Annotated in this window: 16 protein-coding genes; 11 read left to right on the forward strand and 5 right to left on the reverse strand. The window is 61.6% G+C overall.

Annotation, left to right across the window (positions count from 1 at the left end; genetic code table 11):
* The first annotated feature begins 126 nt into the window (after window positions 1-126).
* Window positions 127-645, forward strand: coding sequence for a lipocalin-like domain-containing protein (locus D7S89_RS16920; protein WP_121279067.1), 519 nt, complete (start codon window positions 127-129; stop codon window positions 643-645).
* A 152-nt stretch (window positions 646-797) separates the two neighbouring features.
* Here the strand turns inward: D7S89_RS16920 and D7S89_RS16925 are convergent, their stop codons facing one another.
* Window positions 798-2,471 carry an alkaline phosphatase family protein gene (locus D7S89_RS16925; RefSeq protein ID WP_121279424.1) on the reverse strand — a complete coding sequence of 558 codons (1,674 nt, stop codon included), beginning with the start codon at window positions 2,469-2,471 and terminating at the stop codon, window positions 798-800.
* Window positions 2,472-2,866: 395 nt separating this feature from the next.
* Between D7S89_RS16925 and D7S89_RS16930 the strand changes: the two genes are divergently transcribed.
* The 3 genes from D7S89_RS16930 to D7S89_RS16940 all read left to right on the forward strand — a co-directional run bounded on the left by D7S89_RS16930 (window position 2,867) and on the right by D7S89_RS16940 (window position 4,493).
* Window positions 2,867-3,526, forward strand: coding sequence for a carbonic anhydrase (locus D7S89_RS16930; RefSeq protein ID WP_121279426.1), 660 nt, complete (start codon window positions 2,867-2,869; stop codon window positions 3,524-3,526).
* Between the two features lie 41 nt (window positions 3,527-3,567).
* Window positions 3,568-4,038 (forward strand): cyanase, encoded by a 471-nt coding sequence (gene cynS / locus D7S89_RS16935; protein ID WP_121279069.1) that lies wholly within the window; start codon window positions 3,568-3,570, stop codon window positions 4,036-4,038.
* Between the two features lie 125 nt (window positions 4,039-4,163).
* Entirely contained in the window at window positions 4,164-4,493 is a 330-nt protein-coding gene (locus tag D7S89_RS16940) for a DUF4148 domain-containing protein (protein WP_121279428.1), read from the forward strand.
* A gap of 35 nt (window positions 4,494-4,528) precedes the next feature.
* Here D7S89_RS16940 and D7S89_RS16945 read toward each other — a convergent pair whose 3' ends face one another.
* Entirely contained in the window at window positions 4,529-5,281 is a 753-nt protein-coding gene (locus D7S89_RS16945) for a hypothetical protein (protein ID WP_121279071.1), read from the reverse strand.
* A gap of 254 nt (window positions 5,282-5,535) precedes the next feature.
* Window positions 5,536-7,152: an MFS transporter gene (locus D7S89_RS16950; RefSeq protein WP_121279073.1), complete on the reverse strand. Its 1,617-nt coding sequence runs from the start codon at window positions 7,150-7,152 to the stop codon at window positions 5,536-5,538.
* Window positions 7,153-7,272: 120 nt separating this feature from the next.
* On the opposite strand from D7S89_RS16950, the gene D7S89_RS16955 reads away from it, so the two are divergent.
* The gene (locus tag D7S89_RS16955) at window positions 7,273-7,953 is read left to right on the forward strand and encodes a YceH family protein (RefSeq protein ID WP_121279075.1); all 681 of its coding nucleotides are present in this window, start codon (window positions 7,273-7,275) and stop codon (window positions 7,951-7,953) included.
* Window positions 7,954-8,001: 48 nt separating this feature from the next.
* Here D7S89_RS16955 and D7S89_RS16960 read toward each other — a convergent pair whose 3' ends face one another.
* Complete coding sequence (locus D7S89_RS16960) at window positions 8,002-8,379, reverse strand: VOC family protein (RefSeq protein WP_121279077.1); 378 nt, start codon at window positions 8,377-8,379, stop codon at window positions 8,002-8,004.
* 392 nt (window positions 8,380-8,771) lie between these two features.
* Here D7S89_RS16960 and D7S89_RS16965 point away from each other — a divergent pair, with 392 nt between their 5' ends.
* The 6 genes from D7S89_RS16965 to D7S89_RS16990 all read left to right on the forward strand — a co-directional run bounded on the left by D7S89_RS16965 (window position 8,772) and on the right by D7S89_RS16990 (window position 14,057).
* On the forward strand, window positions 8,772-9,293 hold the full coding sequence (locus tag D7S89_RS16965; protein ID WP_121279079.1) for an arsenate reductase (azurin) small subunit: 522 nt from the start codon (window positions 8,772-8,774) through the stop codon (window positions 9,291-9,293).
* A 13-nt stretch (window positions 9,294-9,306) separates the two neighbouring features.
* Window positions 9,307-11,799, forward strand: coding sequence for an arsenate reductase (azurin) large subunit (locus tag D7S89_RS16970; RefSeq protein ID WP_121279081.1), 2,493 nt, complete (start codon window positions 9,307-9,309; stop codon window positions 11,797-11,799).
* A gap of 158 nt (window positions 11,800-11,957) precedes the next feature.
* Window positions 11,958-12,299, forward strand: a complete 342-nt coding sequence (locus D7S89_RS16975; protein WP_121279083.1) for an ArsR/SmtB family transcription factor — start codon at window positions 11,958-11,960, stop codon at window positions 12,297-12,299.
* A 44-nt stretch (window positions 12,300-12,343) separates the two neighbouring features.
* Window positions 12,344-12,838, forward strand: a complete 495-nt coding sequence (locus tag D7S89_RS16980) for an arsenate reductase ArsC (protein WP_121279085.1) — start codon at window positions 12,344-12,346, stop codon at window positions 12,836-12,838.
* A gap of 11 nt (window positions 12,839-12,849) precedes the next feature.
* Window positions 12,850-13,344 (forward strand): arsenate reductase ArsC, encoded by a 495-nt coding sequence (locus D7S89_RS16985; RefSeq protein ID WP_121279088.1) that lies wholly within the window; start codon window positions 12,850-12,852, stop codon window positions 13,342-13,344.
* Window positions 13,345-13,349: 5 nt separating this feature from the next.
* Complete coding sequence (locus D7S89_RS16990) at window positions 13,350-14,057, forward strand: aquaporin (protein ID WP_121279430.1); 708 nt, start codon at window positions 13,350-13,352, stop codon at window positions 14,055-14,057.
* A 96-nt stretch (window positions 14,058-14,153) separates the two neighbouring features.
* Here the strand turns inward: D7S89_RS16990 and D7S89_RS16995 are convergent, their stop codons facing one another.
* Window positions 14,154-15,536, reverse strand: coding sequence for a carbohydrate-binding protein (locus D7S89_RS16995; protein WP_121279090.1), 1,383 nt, complete (start codon window positions 15,534-15,536; stop codon window positions 14,154-14,156).
* Window positions 15,537-15,783 lie beyond the last annotated feature (247 nt).

A 15,783-nucleotide genomic window follows, 5' to 3' on the forward strand; every position in this document is an offset into this window, starting at 1 on the left:
TTTGCCTATTTGTCTGGCTATTATCGGTGGTGGCATTCGTTCGCTATTTGCGTACCGCGATGGTCTCGATCGAGTCTTCCTTAATGAGCGCGGGTTTCCGTCACCACCTATGGAGCGATTCAACACATGAATGGGCTGACAATTTTCAAACGCGTTACTGCCGGCACGGTGTTCTCGGCGTGTACGTTATTTGCAAGCTTCGCTCACGCCGATGCAACAGGTGTCGAGCCTTCTCTGACCGGGACGTGGACTTTAGTGGCCGCAGATGTTCAGCATCCCGATGGTTCGCGGACGCGAGACTACGGCGCTGCTCCCAAGGGGCTGCTGCTCATCGACGCGCAGGGACACTATTCGCTGCAAATTTTCAAGGTGGAACGCGCTCAATTCGCTTCAGGCGACAAGGGCTCGGGCACGCCGGCTGAGTACAAAGCAGCCGTCATGGGCTCAAGCACTCACTTCGGTACGATCAGCGTCGACCCGGTTGGCGGAATATTGACGTTTCACATTCAAAACGCCTCCTTTCCTAACTGGGAGGGAGAAGTGCAGAAGCGAAGCTACGAGCTCAAAGGCGGTGAGCTGAGCTATCGCGTAGCACCGCGACCGAATGGAGATGTGCCGATTTCGGTCTGGCGACGGTTGGACTAGGTGTGCCATCAAGCGCTTCGTTGTGCCTTTCCTTTGTGTAGTCGCTAGCGGCAAAGCGTGTCTTGGGGTGACGGGAATGCTCGGCGTGCGCAGCACGTGTCATATCGCGCACGCCGAGATACATCGTCAAGCTGAAGCTGACTCAAGCAAGCTCAGTCCCGGTCCTGGCTGTGCTCGTGTTCGATGCCGAGGCCCGGCAGCGTACGCGTGCCTTCCACCTGGACCGAGTGCAGCAGATCCGGGTCGAGGTCGAGTGCACTCAGGATCGTCGGTGCGACCTGGGTCGTGTAGACGTACCTGTCATCCGTGCGACCGCCGTGGTGCAGGCCGGGGAACGACACGACGAGACCCAGGTGACTGTCGTCGGGTGCATTGCCGCCGTGCTCTTCGTCTTTGCTCTTGCTGGACGTGTAGATCACGCCGGGGTTCGGCTGCACGATGATGTCAGGCGTGCGGCCGTTCGCCGGATCGCCGAACCAGTGCTCGAGGCGCTCGCCATGCAGGATGTACGCTTGCGGGCCGTCCGCGCAGATGCCCGGTGCCGTGCAGCCGAGGTTGGCCTTTAGCGTCTTCACCACGGCATCCTTCTGGCTCTGATCGCGCAGCCAGATGAGGCCGACATCGTCGGTCTGCACGAAGCCCGTGCCCGAGAGGCCCGAGCCGTCGTTCAGGTTACCCGTCGTCGTGTTGTTCTGGCCGAAGTTGCCGCTCGAGTCCAGATAGTTGCTGGCCTCGAGCAGTTTCGTCAGCGTGTCGCCGTTTTTGACGAGCTTCGTATGGTCAGTCGGCGACTGGCCGTGCTTGGCCGTCACGATGATGAGGGTCGACGAATAGAGGTTGCGTTGCTTCAGTTCCGACACGACACGCCCGAGCGCGCCGTCGAGGTAAGTGATGGCGGCGGCGACCTGAGGACCCGGCGTGAAGTCGGCGTCGAGATAACCCCCGTTATCCGCCACCGGCGACTTCTGCGCGACGCTAAGCGTCTGGAAGTTCGTGCCGAACACCGTCGGCACCGCAGCGCTCGTCTTACCTGTCGAATCCAGGCCGTCGATCTCGTTGATCAGCGCCTGCACGTGGATGTTGTCGAACACCTCGGTGTGCGTATACGTGTCGAGATAGTAGGTGCCCGTCTTGGGGTCGATCGAGTTGATCTCGGTGCGTGCCAGATCGTCGACGCCCTTGCCGGACGGCCCGTTGACCCAGTCATAGCCCCACGCGTGCTTGTCCGCCCATGCAGTGCGCGAGCCTCGAATGTGTTCCTTGACGACTTCGAACACCGTGTTCGTCTTGATGTAGTTGTGCGGGTAGACGGGCGTACAGACACCGCCCACCTTCGCATAGGGAATCGCATCCGGATTGAATGCGCCGCCGCCGTCGAGATTGATCAGTGGGCCGCCGCCCTTTGCATCGATCCCGGTCGTTTCGTCGAACACGACGTTCCATCCCTGCGCGCCCGTGCAGGTCGAATCGAGCGGGGCGTAGAGCGTCCGGTCATATGACACGTCATAGAAGAGGCCCGCGCTCTTCGGGGAGCCACCCGTCAGCAGCGCCGCAAGACCGGGGAACGAATCCGACAGATGAGGCGTGTGGGCGTTCGTGTAGGTCACGCCCGATTTCGCGAGCAACGCGAGGTTGGGGCAGGCGTTGCTGCCGATGCAACGGGCGACGTCCTGTTCATGCAAACCGTCGAAGCTGATGAGTAGCACGTGTTTCACGTCGTTCTTGCCGTGCGCCTGCGCAGGCATCGCATGCAAGCCGGCGAAGGCAAGCGCGACGGCACCGCAGATCGCGCTGACGCGATACCCGATTTGAGTCTCTTTCTTCATCATTCACCTCATTGAGGGACGTTTGGGGGGAGTCAAACGTTGCGCCGCGTGAAGGGAACGGCTCGCTCCTTCATCCGGCGCGGGCATGGACCCGCGATGAACCTGCGCGCGGGCGAGCCATTCTCAGCGAGTCAGGTTGAAGGACTGTGACGGCAGGTTGAATGACTGTGCGATAGCCAACCAACGCAGCATCTTTGTCTGGAACCCAGCGCACGCGAGCCTCGCCGGCGGCAGTCAGTTGGGTCGTCCGTTCGGATGTGGCGGAGCAGCAGGGCGGCCCTCCTAACTATTGGTTATGCCTATAGAAAGAATAACGGATAAGTCTTGGACGCTATAGTTGGATCGGCGCATGCTTCGTCCATCGGTTTTCGACTCACCCCCAGATGGAGCAGAACATGCAAGAAATCATCGATGGCTTTCTGAAATTCCAGCGCGATGCCTTTCCGCAGCGCTCAGCGCTTTTCAAGCAGCTGGCCACGAGTCAACACCCGCGGACGTTGTTCATTTCGTGTTCGGACAGCCGGCTCGTGCCGGAGCTTGTTACCCAGCGCGAGCCGGGCGATCTGTTCGTCATCCGCAACGCGGGCAACATCGTGCCGTCGTACGGCCCGGAACCGGGTGGCGTGAGCGCTACGGTCGAATACGCAGTTGCCGCGCTCGGTGTCACGGACGTAGTGATCTGTGGTCACTCCGATTGCGGCGCAATGACGGCCATCGCCACCTGCAAATGCATGGATCACATGCCGGCGGTGCGCAATTGGCTGAGTTACGCGGACTCCGCGAGAGTCGTCAACGAGGCGCGTGAGCACAAGAGCGAACGCGAACGTATCGACTCGATGGTCCGCGAGAACGTCATCGCTCAACTCGCGAACATCAAGACGCATCCGTCCGTGCGGCTCGCGCTCGAACAAGGGCATCTCGCCCTACACGGCTGGATCTACGACATCGAAACCGGCTCGATCGACGCGTTCGACGGCACGACGGGCCGCTTCGTTTCTCTTGCGCAACATCCGCATGCTCGCGCAACCCCGGCTCGACTCGACGCCGCTGCCTGAATAGCCGCTGTTCCATTCACTTCATTTCAAGGAGCATCATCATGACGCAATCCCAACATAGCCAAGTCGCCCGTGAGGCGCTGACCGACGCAATCATTGACGCGAAGGTCCGCAAAGGCTTGACGTTCGAGCAGATCAACGAAGGCACAGGCCTTAGCCTCGCGTTCGTCACCGCCGCGCTACTCGGCCAGCATCCGCTGCCAAGCGACGCCGCGAAGGTCGTGGTCGACAAGCTCGAACTCGGCGAAGACGCCCTTCGTCTGCTGCAGACCATCCCGGTGCGCGGCAGCATTCCGGGGGGCGTACCGACCGATCCGACGATCTACCGCTTCTATGAAATGGTGCAGATTTACGGGTCGACGCTGAAAGCGCTGGTTCACGAAAAATTCGGCGACGGCATCATCAGCGCAATCAATTTCAAGCTCGACATCAAGAAGGTCGACGATCCGGAAGGCGGCTCGCGTGCGGTGATCACGCTTGACGGCAAATATCTGCCGACCAAACCGTTCTAAGGGAGGTGGGAGTCGTTCTTGCGTGAATGATCTCCCATTATTTAATTAGTCATCCTTAATATTTAGCCGGAAGCTTGCAAGGCTTTGGGCGTACTCGTCACCCTATTTCCTCGATGGAAAACATCATGAAGACCCGCATTCTTTCACTTATCGTCGCAAGCGCTATGGCTGTTCCGGCTTTCGCGGGCACCAACGCGCCTGCGTTGACCCGTGCCCAAGTGTATGCCGAGCTCCAGCAGCTACGAGCAGCCGGCTACGACCAGTCCCACGGCCAAGACACGAACTATCCGGTCGAGATTCAAGCGGCCGAAGCGCGCGTCGCAGAGCAAAACAGTGGCGCTGGCGGGTATGGCGGCGTACCGGCCAATGGTTCGTCGGCCGCTAGCGCTCGCGTTAGTGTCAGCGCCCCCCAGCCGGCCGGTGACGGCTTGCCGCCGATGTATTTTGGTCAATGACCCGTCAAGACTGGAGCATGGGTGAACGCTGCGGATTATCGGCTGAGGGAGGCCTGTGCCCGTTGCAGCCACTCGCTGTTGTGTTCGCGGGCGTGGCGTGGCCAATGCTTGGCATCGTGCACGATCTCAGCGTAGAGTTCGCGCGCACGCTGGCGGTCGGCCTCGCTGGGCTGTGCCACTAGCCAATCAGCGAACAGGCAACGGGGCGCAGCGTCGCTTGCGCTGGCCAGCGCTGTCTCGAATGCGGCGCGTGTGCCTGGTGCGCCAATCGCAGCCAAGGCCCTTGCATACAGCAAGGCAGGTTCCGGCTGCTGGCGGGCGCGGGGATCGACAGCGAACAGTTTTTCCAGCGTGTGCTGCGTGGCCAACGCATCGCCCTTGGCAAACTGCGCACGCGCCAGCCCTTGCAGTAAGGCCGGATCGGATGCGAATGGCCCACTGGCCGCAGCTTGGTAGTGTTCCAGGGCCTCGGTGGCATTTCCTGCATCGAGCAGCGCCGCACCCAGCCGCATGCGATGAGCGACGGTCGGCGCGCGATCGAAATCCGTGCGTGCCTCGCGCACCGCCCTGTTGGGATCGACAAGCTGCGAGATGGCCCGCGTTGCCGCCCACGCTCCACGCGACTGGCGCAGGGAGGGCAGGTAAATGGCAAAGAAGTAGACCACACTGCCAACGCCGGGGAAAAGAAACAGGATGAGCAGCCAGTACATGTTCTGCTGGGTGCGCACGGCATGTACCGCAAAGAACAGCGCGATGATGACGTAAAGGCTTATTCCGAAAAAGCGCATGGCGAGAAGGTCAGTTATGGTGCGTTGCCAGTGGCACGTCAGCGAAACGGCAGAGCGAAATTGTGACAGAAGTGCGCGGATGCCGATCGACCCGTCGACGCTATCGGACGGGGCACTGGTCTTTGCGGGGATTCCGGAAAAGTGGTTGCCGCCCCCCCTGCCTCTCATGCAAGCGCGTTTCGATCTGCACGGCCAGCACGTTGCGTGACCAACCATGATGCCGCAAGCAGACGCCTCCGGCGACGCGAAGCCCATCACTTGCGGGGCTGGATGGTCGCCATCGCGAGCCCTGCGCCAGCGAACGCGCACACGGCGGACACCAGCGCGACGGCGCGCAGCGCGTCAGTGATGGCGTCGGCTTCCGCCAGCGCCACGGGTGTCTGGGGCGGCATAGGGGTATCGCCGGCTGCCGCCCCGGCTTGTGCATCCGGCTCCAGCAACCGCCCGGTCTCGCGTGCACCCTGAGGAACGTGCAGCTCGTCGAGCCGCGCCGATAGCGCCGCGTGGTGCGACCACACGAACACGATCCCGAGCACCGCAATCGCCAGCAGGCTCGCCACGCGTGCAACCGCGTTGTTGATGCCGGATGCGACGCCTGCGCGCTCGCCCGGCACCGAGCCCATCACGGCCGTCGTGAGTGGCGCGACCGTGATGGTCATGCCGAGCCCGAGCACGGCGAGCGCAGGGAGGAATCCGCTCCAATAGCTGCCGCGCACGAACGGCAGCGCCAGCATCACGAACCCGATTCCGGCGACGCCCGGGCCGACGCTCAACAGCGTCCGTGAGCCAAAGCGGCTCGTCAAGCCGCCGGTGAAGTGCGACAACAAGCCGATGATGACCGGCACTGGCAGCAGCGCCGCGCCCGCCTCGGTTGCGGTGTAACCATGTGCGCGGATCAGCGTGAAAGGCAGGAAGAAGAGTGCGCCGCCCAGACCGAAGTAGAGCAGCAGCGTGACGAGGTTGGCGCCGGTGAAATCGCGCGAGCGGAACACGTCGAGCGGCATCATGGGGTGACGGCTGTTTGCTTCGATCATCACGAATGCGACCAGCACGAGCACGCCGACGACGATCGCAGACAGTACGAGCGGATGCGCGAAGCCACGCGCAGATGCCTGGGTTAGCCCATAGGTGAGGGCGGCGAGCCCCGCTGCCGCGCTCAGCGCGCCGGGCCAGTCCAACTGTTCGGGCGCATCGAGCTTGTGGCTGTTCGGCACCGACGAAATCGCGAGCGCAATCGTCACCGCTGCAAGCGGGACGTTGAGGAAGAAGATCGCGCGCCACGACGACGCGTCGACGAGCCAGCCGCCCGCCACCGGCCCCACCGCCGACGTGATCGCGCCGACGCCCGCCCAGGTGCCGATTGCCCGTCCGCGCGCTTCGCCTTCGAATACGGCGCCGATGATCGCGAGACTGCTGGGCACGAATAGCGCCGCGCCAATGCCCTGCACCGCGCGCGCGGCGATCAGCGAACCCGCGTTCGGCGCGAGCCCGCAAGCGGCCGATGCCAGCGTGAAGATCCCGATGCCCACGATGAACACCGTGCGGCGGCCGAGCTTGTCGCCCATCGATCCGCCCACCAGCACGAGCGACCCGAGAAAGAGCAGGTAGGCGTTGACGATCCACTGCATCGCCGCGACGCTCGCATGGAGCTCGCTCTGAATGGCGGGCAGCGCGACGTTGACGACGGAGCCGTCGATAAACGCCATGCTCGAGCCTAGGATCGTTGCGGCGAGCGCGAGACGCTTGCGCCGGCACGGTCGATCGACCACGGCGGGCTGAGTGCGGATGACGAGCTCGTCGCACGGGCTTGCTTGCGCAGCGACGATGTGCGCGGTCTTTAGGTCGCTATCGAGAAGATCCGGGTTGGGCAAGCTTGCTCCCGTGCTGGTCGATGCTGACTAGCATAGCAACTGGAGAGGGGCGGACGTCAGCAAAGCTCTACCCGTCCCGGGCTATCATATCGATCCACCTTCACCGCCCTCAGCTGCCCCATGACCCAACCCCTGCGCGACCTCACTTCCCTCGAAGCCCGCATCCTTGGCGTGCTGGTCGAAAAGCAGCACACGGTCCCGGATACGTACCCGCTTTCGCTGAATGCTTTAACCGCCGGCTGCAATCAGAAAACGGCCCGCTCCCCGGTCATGAGCGTCACAGAGCCAGAAGTCCAGACCGCGATCGATGGTCTAAAGCGTCTGAGCCTGGTCATGGAGGCGAGCAGTAGCCGTGTCACGCGCTACGAGCACAACATGAATCGCGTGCTCGGTATCCCGAGTCAGTCCGCCGCGTTGCTGACGATCCTGCTGCTCCGAGGCCCGCAGACCGCGGCCGAATTGCGGCTGAACGCGGCGCGTCTGCATGGTTTCGCGGACAACTCTTCGGTCGAGGCATTCCTCGACGAACTCGCCGCGCGCACGCCTGCGCTCGCGGTGAAGCTGCCGTGCGCCCCTGGCGAACGGGAAAATCGCTGGATGCATCTGATGTGCGGCGAGGTGAGCATCGACCAAGTCGCCGCCGCGCGCGAATTCGTTGAAGAATCGATCCCGTCCACCGAGTTCGAGGCGCTGAGAGCCGAACAAAAGCGCTTGGCCGGCGAAGTGGTCCAACTGCGGGCGCTCGTCGAACGCATGGCGGCTGAACTAGGCATCTCCGTCGATCGTCCGTCGCAGGACTGAGCAGCCGGCGATCCCGGCCGCCGTCTTCATACCATCATCCTGGAAGGGCTAGGCTTCGGGGTCCTGGCAAACCACTTCGATGTTGTGCCCGTCCGGATCAATGACGAACGCTGCATAGTAATTTGCGTGGTAATGCGGGCGCAGACCAGGCGCACCATGGTCTTTGCCACCCGCCTCCAGAGCCGCACGATAGAAAGCGTCGACTTGCTGGCGATTCTCGGCCGCGAACGCCAGGTGAAGATGCGCCGGCTTCTCCTCGGTTTGGAATAGGCACAATGAAGCCTTACTCTTTGGGCCAATAAGCTCGACACCGTATGTCGGCTGCCCCTCCCCCGCAACCGCTACGCCGAGCGGTTCGAGTGCCTTGAGGTAGAACGCTTTGCTCGCTGCATAGTCGCTGACGCCGAATTTGACGTGGTCAAACATGAGCTCTCCTGAATAGTGTGGGGTGGGCCTGTGCGAGGCCTAACTTGGTTTGGTTTTAGGGCGAGTCGAACGGCGTGACGACCATCGGAACGACCCGGCCCATCATCGTAGCGGCAAAGCGTTTTAGACGCAGGCAAATGCAACTCGAGATGCCGGTTCCGCAGCCACTCACATCAAAGCCCATAGCGGCAAGCGCCATTCGTGGCTTCGCTTTTCAGCAAGCTTGAAATCTTGAAAGGTTTGCCCTAAATCCATATCAACTCTTCGAGAAATATAAAAATTTGTGCGCCGCATCCACTCGTCGATGTGGTCACAAGCGGTCCGTGCGAGCGACATCAATCCCCACACGATTCGAAGCGATTCCCTCCCCAACAAACATAACGGAGGAGACCATGAGTCTTAGCCGCAGGCAATTTCTCAAACTGACTGGTGGCGCGGCCGCCGGTGCAACGGCGGCGGTAGCCGGCGCACCGACGGCTCGGGCGGCTCAGGTGGCCCAGGCCGATGCCGGTAGAACGACTTTGCCTTACATCCCCAAAGTGATTGCTCGTGCCGGGCAGTTGCGCGCGAACGTCCCGCTCGCGTTCACGTTCCCGGACGCCGCATCACCGTGCGTAGTCGTCAAGATAGGAGCCTCCGTGCCCGGTGGCGTCGGTCCCGAGGGCGACATCGTCGCGTTTAGCACCTTATGCACCCATATGGGCTGTCCGGTTGCCTACGATCTCGCTACCCGTGAATTCAAATGCCCATGCCACTTCAGCGCATTCGATGCGGAGAAGGCCGGCCAGATGATTTCGGGGCAGGCTACCGAGAAACTTCCCGCGATCGTGCTCGACTACAACGCCAGCGACGGCACAGTGCGCGCGATCGCGGTCGACGGGTTGATCTACGGCCGCCAAGCCAATCTCCTGTAGAAAGGGGGCGATCATGGCTACCAACAAGGATCGGGTGGCGCTCCCGCCCGTTCAAGCCCAGCGCACGAATCTCACGTGCCACTTCTGTATCGTCGGCTGCGGATACCACGTGTTCAAGTGGCCTGAAAACACCGAGGGCGGGCGGGCACCCAATCAGAACGCCTTGGGGCTGGACTTCCGCAAACAATTGCCGCCGTTGTCCATCGTCATGACGCCGGCCATGCAGAACACGATCACCGACAAGGACGGGCGCCGGTACAACATCATGGTCGTGCCGGACAAGGAGTGCAGCGTCAATCGCGGCTTGTCTTCCACGCGTGGCGGGCAGCTGGCGAAGGTGATGTACAACCCGGACGGCGGCGTTGCCAAGGAGCGTTTGCGAAGTCCCCGTGTGTACCTGGCCGATCAATGGATGGATACGAGCTGGGACGATGCACTCGCGCTCTATGCGGGCCTGACCAAGAAGATTCTCGATACCGTCGGCCCTTCGGTGCTCGCCTTCGATTGCTTCGATCACGGCGGCGCCGGTGGCGGCTTCGAGAATACCTGGGGCACGGGCAAGTTGATGTTCACCGCGCTGAAGACGCCGCTCGTGCGCATTCACAACCGGCCTGCCTACAACTCGGAGTGCCATGCCACGCGTGAAATGGGCATCGGTGAGTTGAACAACAGCTACGAGGACGCCGAGCTGGCCGACGTCATCATGGCGATCGGCTGCAACTCGTACGAAACGCAGACCAACTACTTCCTCGCCCATTGGGTGCCGAATCTGCAAGGGCAAACGGTCGACAAGCGCAAACAGCATTTCCCCGGTGAGACTGTCGAAGCGGCGAAGATCATCTTCGTGGACCCGCGCCGCACCACCACGATCGCGATCGCCGAGCGCGTTGCCGGCAAACAGAACGTATTGCATCTGGACATCGAGCCCGGTACCGACATCGCCCTGTTCGACGGCTTGCTGACCTACGTGGTCGAACAGGGGTGGCATGACAAGGACTTCATCGCGCAGTTCACCAACGGATTCGACGACGCCGTGAAAACCAACCGGCTATCCTTGGAAGAGACTAGTCGCATTACCGGGGTACCCGTCGAGCGTCTGAAGCAGGCAGCCGAATGGGCCTACAAGCCGAAGGCATCCGGACATCGGCCGCGGACGATGCACGCGTACGAGAAGGGCATCATTTGGGGCAACGACAATTACCTCATTCAGTCCGCGTTGGTGGATGTCGTGCTGGCGACGCACAACGTAGGGCGCCGCGGTACCGGTGTGGTTCGAATGGGCGGGCATCAGGAAGGCTACACGCGCCCGCCTTATCCCGGCGACACGAAGATCTACGTCGACCAGGAGATCATTCACGGCAAGGGCATGATGTACACGGCCTGGGGGGCGAATCCGTTCCAGACGACCCTGAACGCGCAAGAGCATCGTGCGGTCATCCTGCACCGCGCCGGCATCGTGCGGGAAGCGATGGCGCGCGAGCGCGGCGCGTCGACCGCGCAGCTCGTGGATGTCGCTTATGACGCAGTGAAAAATAAAGGCGGGCTCTTTGTCGCGAATATCAACCTGTACCCGACCAAACTCGCCGACGCGGCCCACGTGATGCTGCCGGCTGCGCATCCGGGCGAAATGAACCTGACGTCGATGAACGGAGAACGGCGCATGCGCCTGTCGGAGCGCTTCATGGACCCGCCCGGCACCGCGATGCCCGACTGCTTGATTGCGGCCGCAATCGCGAACACGCTCAAGCGGATGTACGAGGCGGAGGGCAAGCGTGACATGGCCGCACGGTTTTCCGGTTTCGACTGGAAGACCGAGGAGGACGCGTTCAGCGATGGCTTCCGGCAAGCCGGGCAGCCGGGCGCTGCGCCAATCGATAGCCAGGGCGGCAAGACAGGAAACCTGGTGACGTACGCTCGGCTGCGCGCGATGGGCAACAACGGCGTCCAGCTGCCGGCCAAGTCGTACGAAGGCGGCAAGCTGATCGGCACCGAAATGCTCTACATGGACGGCAAGTTCGACACAGCCGACGGCAAGGCGCAGTTCAAGCCTGCGAAGTGGCCGGGTCTGCCCAAGACAGTTGCCGACCAGAAGGCGAAGTACCCGTTCTGGATCAATAACGGCCGCGTGAACGAAGTCTGGCAGACGCTTTATCACGACCAGTACAACGAGTTCGTTCGCGAACGCGTGCCGATGGCGTTCCTCGAACTCAACCCGGAAGACGCGCGCTCGCTCGGTATCGCTTCCGGCGACGTCGTGGAGGTCTATAACGATTACGGTTCGACCTACGCGATGGCCTATCTCGAGCCCGCGATCAAGCACGGCCAGACGTTCATGCAATTCGGGCATTTCAACGGGATCATGGGCAACGTGACGACCCCGTGGACCGATCGGAACGTCGTGCCGTACTACAAGGGCACGTGGGCAAATTTGCGGCGTGTAGGTACCGTGCAGGACTTCAAGGAAACCGTGAGCTTCAAGAGTCGGCGGATCGATGCGACCACATGAGCGCGCTCGGGGATAGGTCGTGCGCAACGCGGCGCGATGGCGGGTCAACCGTCGTCGCGCCGCGCTTTGTTGTGTTGCGTTTGTGTTGCGGAGATGGGGTTCGATCGATCTCAGAATTCGGGCTGTGCATATTTCAATATTTCGATTAAGATGGAAATATGGAAACGAACTCTGTCGTCCGCGCCCTCGGCGCCTTGGCTCAGGAGTCCCGGCTGGCCGTCTTTCGACTCCTTGTGGAAGCCGGCCCCGGCGGGCTGCCTGCTGGTCAGATCGCCGAGCGCCTGGGCATCGCGCCGTCGTCACTGTCCTTTCACATGAAAGAGCTTACCTACGCGAATCTCGTCACGGTCGAGCAGCGTGGCCGCTTCATGATCTATTCGGCCAATTACGCGGTGATGAACGACCTGCTTGCCTTCCTGACCGAGAACTGCTGCGGGGGGAATCCCTGCACGCCAGTCCGCGTTGGCTCTTGCAACACCTCAAAGGCGGGCGAATCGTGAAACGCCTGCATATCCATCTCTTTTGCTGCTGCTGAGGCTCGACCATGAGCGACAAGCCTTACAACGTATTGTTCGTGTGCACGGGCAATTCCGCCCGCTCGATCCTCTCCGAGGCGCTGATGAACAAGCACGGCGACGGACGCTTCGTCGCCTATTCGGCGGGCAGTCACCCCAAGGGAGAGGTGAACCCGTTTGCGTTGGTCGAGCTTGCGCGCTGGCATCTGCCGACCGAGGGGTATCGGAGTAAGAGCTGGGATGAGTTCGCCCAGCCTGGCGCGCCTGTGCTCGATTTCGTATTTACCGTGTGCGACAAGGCCGCGGGTGAAGTCTGCCCGGTATGGCCCGGTCAGCCGATGACTGCGCATTGGGGTGTGCCAGACCCAGCCGAGGCGGAAGGCTCCGATGAACGTAAGCAGCAGGTGATGCACGAAGTGGCGCTGATGCTGAAGCGCCGGATCGACCTGTTGCTAGCCGTACCGCTCGCCAAGCTCGATAACATCGCGCTGCAGAAGGCCGTGCACGACATTGGACAACAGTGAAGTTCCCGCCTATGACCACCAACGTATTGATCCTCTGCACCCACAATTCCGCACGCAGCGTGCTCTCGGAAGGGATGCTCAATCACTGGGCCGCGAAACTCGGTAAGGACGTGCGCGCCTATAGCGCCGGAAGCGAGCCGAGCGGTCGACTGAACCCGTTCGCGCTCGAAGCGCTGACCGATGCCGGTATCGATGTGAGCGGCTACCGCAGCAAGAGCTGGGACGAATTTGTGGGCGAGGATGCGCCCGAGATGCGCGTTGTCATCACGGTGTGTGACAGTGCTGCCGCGGAGACGTGTCCGTACTGGCCGGGCAGCCCGGTGCAGATGCATTGGGGCTATGCCGACCCGTCGAACGCGCCGGGTGGCGACGAAGGGAAGCGTCTGGCCTTCGAACTCACGCGCCAGGCCATCGGTTTCCGCATGCTGCAGTTGCTCGCGCTGCCGCTCGATACGATGAGCAATGCGGACCTCCAGCAAGCACTCACCGCCATCTCGGAGAGCTGAACGTGATCGTCGATTTGCGCCGCAAGATCCTTGCCGAATTGCTGGGCACCGCGCTGTTGCTGGCGGTCGTCATCGGTTCGGGCATCATGGCCGAGCGTCTCGCTGGCGGCAATGTGGCGATCGCGCTGATTGCCAACACGCTCGCGACCGTCGGCGGGCTGTATGTGCTGATCGAGGTGTTCGGTCCGTTGAGTGGTGCGCATTTCAATCCGGCTGTCAGCGTGGCCATGACACTGCGTGGCGAGCTGCCGGCTTTCGAGCTGCCGCCCTACATCGTCGCGCAATTGCTCGGCGCGGTGCTGGGTGCGTGGCTGGCACACGCCATGTTTGACCTGCCGATCCTGCAGTTCTCGACGAAGATTCGCGCGGGCACAGGTCAATGGATTGCCGAGGCGGTGGCCACCGCAGGGCTGCTGCTGATCATCCTGCGGGCTCCAGCCGGCCGGGCTTCCGCGATGGTGGCGGGCTATATCGGCGCAGCCTATTGGTTCACGGCGTCGACGTCGTTCGCCAACCCGGCCGCTGCATTTGGCCGCATGTTCAGCAACACCTTTGCCGGCATCGCGCCTGCCAATGTGCCGGCTTTCATGCTTGCCGAAATGGCCGGCGCGTTGATTGGCCTCGCTATTCACGGTGCGCTCGAGCCATCTCGCGTGCGAGCCGGACACCCGAACTTGATCGAGTCATCAGGCGAACATGAGGAGGCGCGTTAAGCATTGACCGACGCTGCTCTGCGGCCGCTCCAGACCAGCGTGAAATCACTCAGGTCCAAAGCGGCCGGTCCCACCGTAATGCGTCAGCCCATCACATCAATGACGCGGCACGACAGACCCGCTACCCGACCCGAGGTCACTGGCAAACCGATTCGTATAACCCAGCGTGCCAACACCCCCAATCGAGTTGCAAATCGGTGATGCGGAGCCGGGCCCACAATCGTTGTCGCGATCAAACGACCAGAAGTGCACACCTGCGAGCCCGTTCTGTTTCACAAACGCGGAGACAGTGTCCGCATCCGCCGGCGTGAACGTTTCGCCAGCCACATCGTTACCGCCGATCATCGGAGTGATTTCAATCTGGCTATACGGCACCCCCCAGTGATCGTGCAGGTTCATTGCCGCCTGAACAGCCGATTGCCCCATCTCGCAGGCACCGTCGACGACCACGCAGTTGCCCGGACCCGCCGAACCGTAGTCCATCGTCATCAGGTCGATGGTGTAGTTCTTCAGGCCGGACGCCTGGATGGCCTGCATGACCCAGTCGCCATAGATGTTGAAGCTATCCTGCGCGTTTGAGCCCAAGGAGGTGGCTGTGGTCTGCCCCGGCTGCGAAGGAGCCAGCGTCGCCAGCGTGAAGCTGAAACGCAGATTGGGATAACTTTGCTGGGCCACCACCACACGTTGCACAAGATCGCTGATGATCTGCTGCGTCTGCCCCCCCTCGATATCGAAATCGATCCCGACGAGGTTATTCGATGCATAGCGCTTGATGAAGGTCGCCATGCCCGAATCGCTACCGCACGTGAACGAACCCGCGGCGCCGCCGGTAGAAATCACATAGTTGACATTGGCCGCCGTGAACAGCGGCACATTGACGGTAGCCAAGGCATCAGCGTTGACACCCCCCCAGTTTTCGCTGCCGCATTCACCGGTCGCGAAAGCGAGCGTCAGCGTTCGGACATTGCCTGGCAGCACCGACGTCACAGGGTTTATCTGGCCAGTGACGTTCGACGAGATGACGTTCGTATTCCAGTTCATCGAAATCGTCGCGTCCTTGTACGGGCTGAGAATGAATCCTGCAGCCGTACCGGTACCCGAACCGCCAGAGCCACCTGAACCGCCTGAACCGCCTGAACCACCCGAACCGCCGGAGCCGCCTGAACCACCGGAGCCACCTGAACCACCGGACCCGGTTCCCGAGCAGGCGCTGACAACGGTCCACGGCTCGCCGCTACCGGCCACGCCGCTGTTTGATGCAGGGTTCTGGTTCTGATTCCACCAGTTGGCCCGATAGTTATTGCTGTTGTATGAGGCGACGTTGCCTTGTGTATAGACCTGACTGGCACTCCACGCCGCTTCACAGGCGGGCGGTGTGGTTGTGGCAGCGGCCGCGTCGAAGGGTAACCACATCAACAGCGCGACCGACGCAACACCCAAGGCCGATCGCAGCACGATTCCAGATCGTTCTTTCTTCATTTCCTTGCCTCCTTGAAATGGTGGGTTTATTGCTGACATATGCGTATCGAATCAATCGGTGCAACACATTTTGATGCGAGCTATGACAAATACTTGCCGAGCCGTTCGGCACGTATTTTATAAATCAGCAATTTTTAGAAAAAATTTCTTGGGCCGCAAAAGTGGCGATATGTGGTGCCGAGTTGGGATGTTTTATGCCGAATAAATAGGTAGGCATTGCGATGTTGGCTGTCGCAATGATTTATGA

Source organism: Trinickia fusca, from assembly GCF_003628145.1.
GTDB lineage: Bacteria > Pseudomonadota > Gammaproteobacteria > Burkholderiales > Burkholderiaceae > Trinickia > Trinickia fusca.

What these genes read in the sequence shown, in the direction of transcription:
- D7S89_RS16920 (WP_121279067.1), top strand. Translation starts at nt 127, where the DNA reads ATGAATGGGCTGACAATTTTCAAACGCGTTACTGCCGGCACGGTGTTC.
- D7S89_RS16925 (WP_121279424.1), bottom strand. Translation starts at nt 2,471, where the DNA reads ATGAAGAAAGAGACTCAAATCGGGTATCGCGTCAGCGCGATCTGCGGT.
- D7S89_RS16930 (WP_121279426.1), top strand. Translation starts at nt 2,867, where the DNA reads ATGCAAGAAATCATCGATGGCTTTCTGAAATTCCAGCGCGATGCCTTT.
- cynS (WP_121279069.1), top strand. Translation starts at nt 3,568, where the DNA reads ATGACGCAATCCCAACATAGCCAAGTCGCCCGTGAGGCGCTGACCGAC.
- D7S89_RS16940 (WP_121279428.1), top strand. Translation starts at nt 4,164, where the DNA reads ATGAAGACCCGCATTCTTTCACTTATCGTCGCAAGCGCTATGGCTGTT.
- D7S89_RS16945 (WP_121279071.1), bottom strand. Translation starts at nt 5,281, where the DNA reads ATGCGCTTTTTCGGAATAAGCCTTTACGTCATCATCGCGCTGTTCTTT.
- D7S89_RS16955 (WP_121279075.1), top strand. Translation starts at nt 7,273, where the DNA reads ATGACCCAACCCCTGCGCGACCTCACTTCCCTCGAAGCCCGCATCCTT.
- D7S89_RS16960 (WP_121279077.1), bottom strand. Translation starts at nt 8,379, where the DNA reads ATGTTTGACCACGTCAAATTCGGCGTCAGCGACTATGCAGCGAGCAAA.
- D7S89_RS16965 (WP_121279079.1), top strand. Translation starts at nt 8,772, where the DNA reads ATGAGTCTTAGCCGCAGGCAATTTCTCAAACTGACTGGTGGCGCGGCC.
- D7S89_RS16970 (WP_121279081.1), top strand. Translation starts at nt 9,307, where the DNA reads ATGGCTACCAACAAGGATCGGGTGGCGCTCCCGCCCGTTCAAGCCCAG.
- D7S89_RS16975 (WP_121279083.1), top strand. Translation starts at nt 11,958, where the DNA reads ATGGAAACGAACTCTGTCGTCCGCGCCCTCGGCGCCTTGGCTCAGGAG.
- D7S89_RS16980 (WP_121279085.1), top strand. Translation starts at nt 12,344, where the DNA reads ATGAGCGACAAGCCTTACAACGTATTGTTCGTGTGCACGGGCAATTCC.
- D7S89_RS16985 (WP_121279088.1), top strand. Translation starts at nt 12,850, where the DNA reads ATGACCACCAACGTATTGATCCTCTGCACCCACAATTCCGCACGCAGC.
- D7S89_RS16995 (WP_121279090.1), bottom strand. Translation starts at nt 15,536, where the DNA reads ATGAAGAAAGAACGATCTGGAATCGTGCTGCGATCGGCCTTGGGTGTT.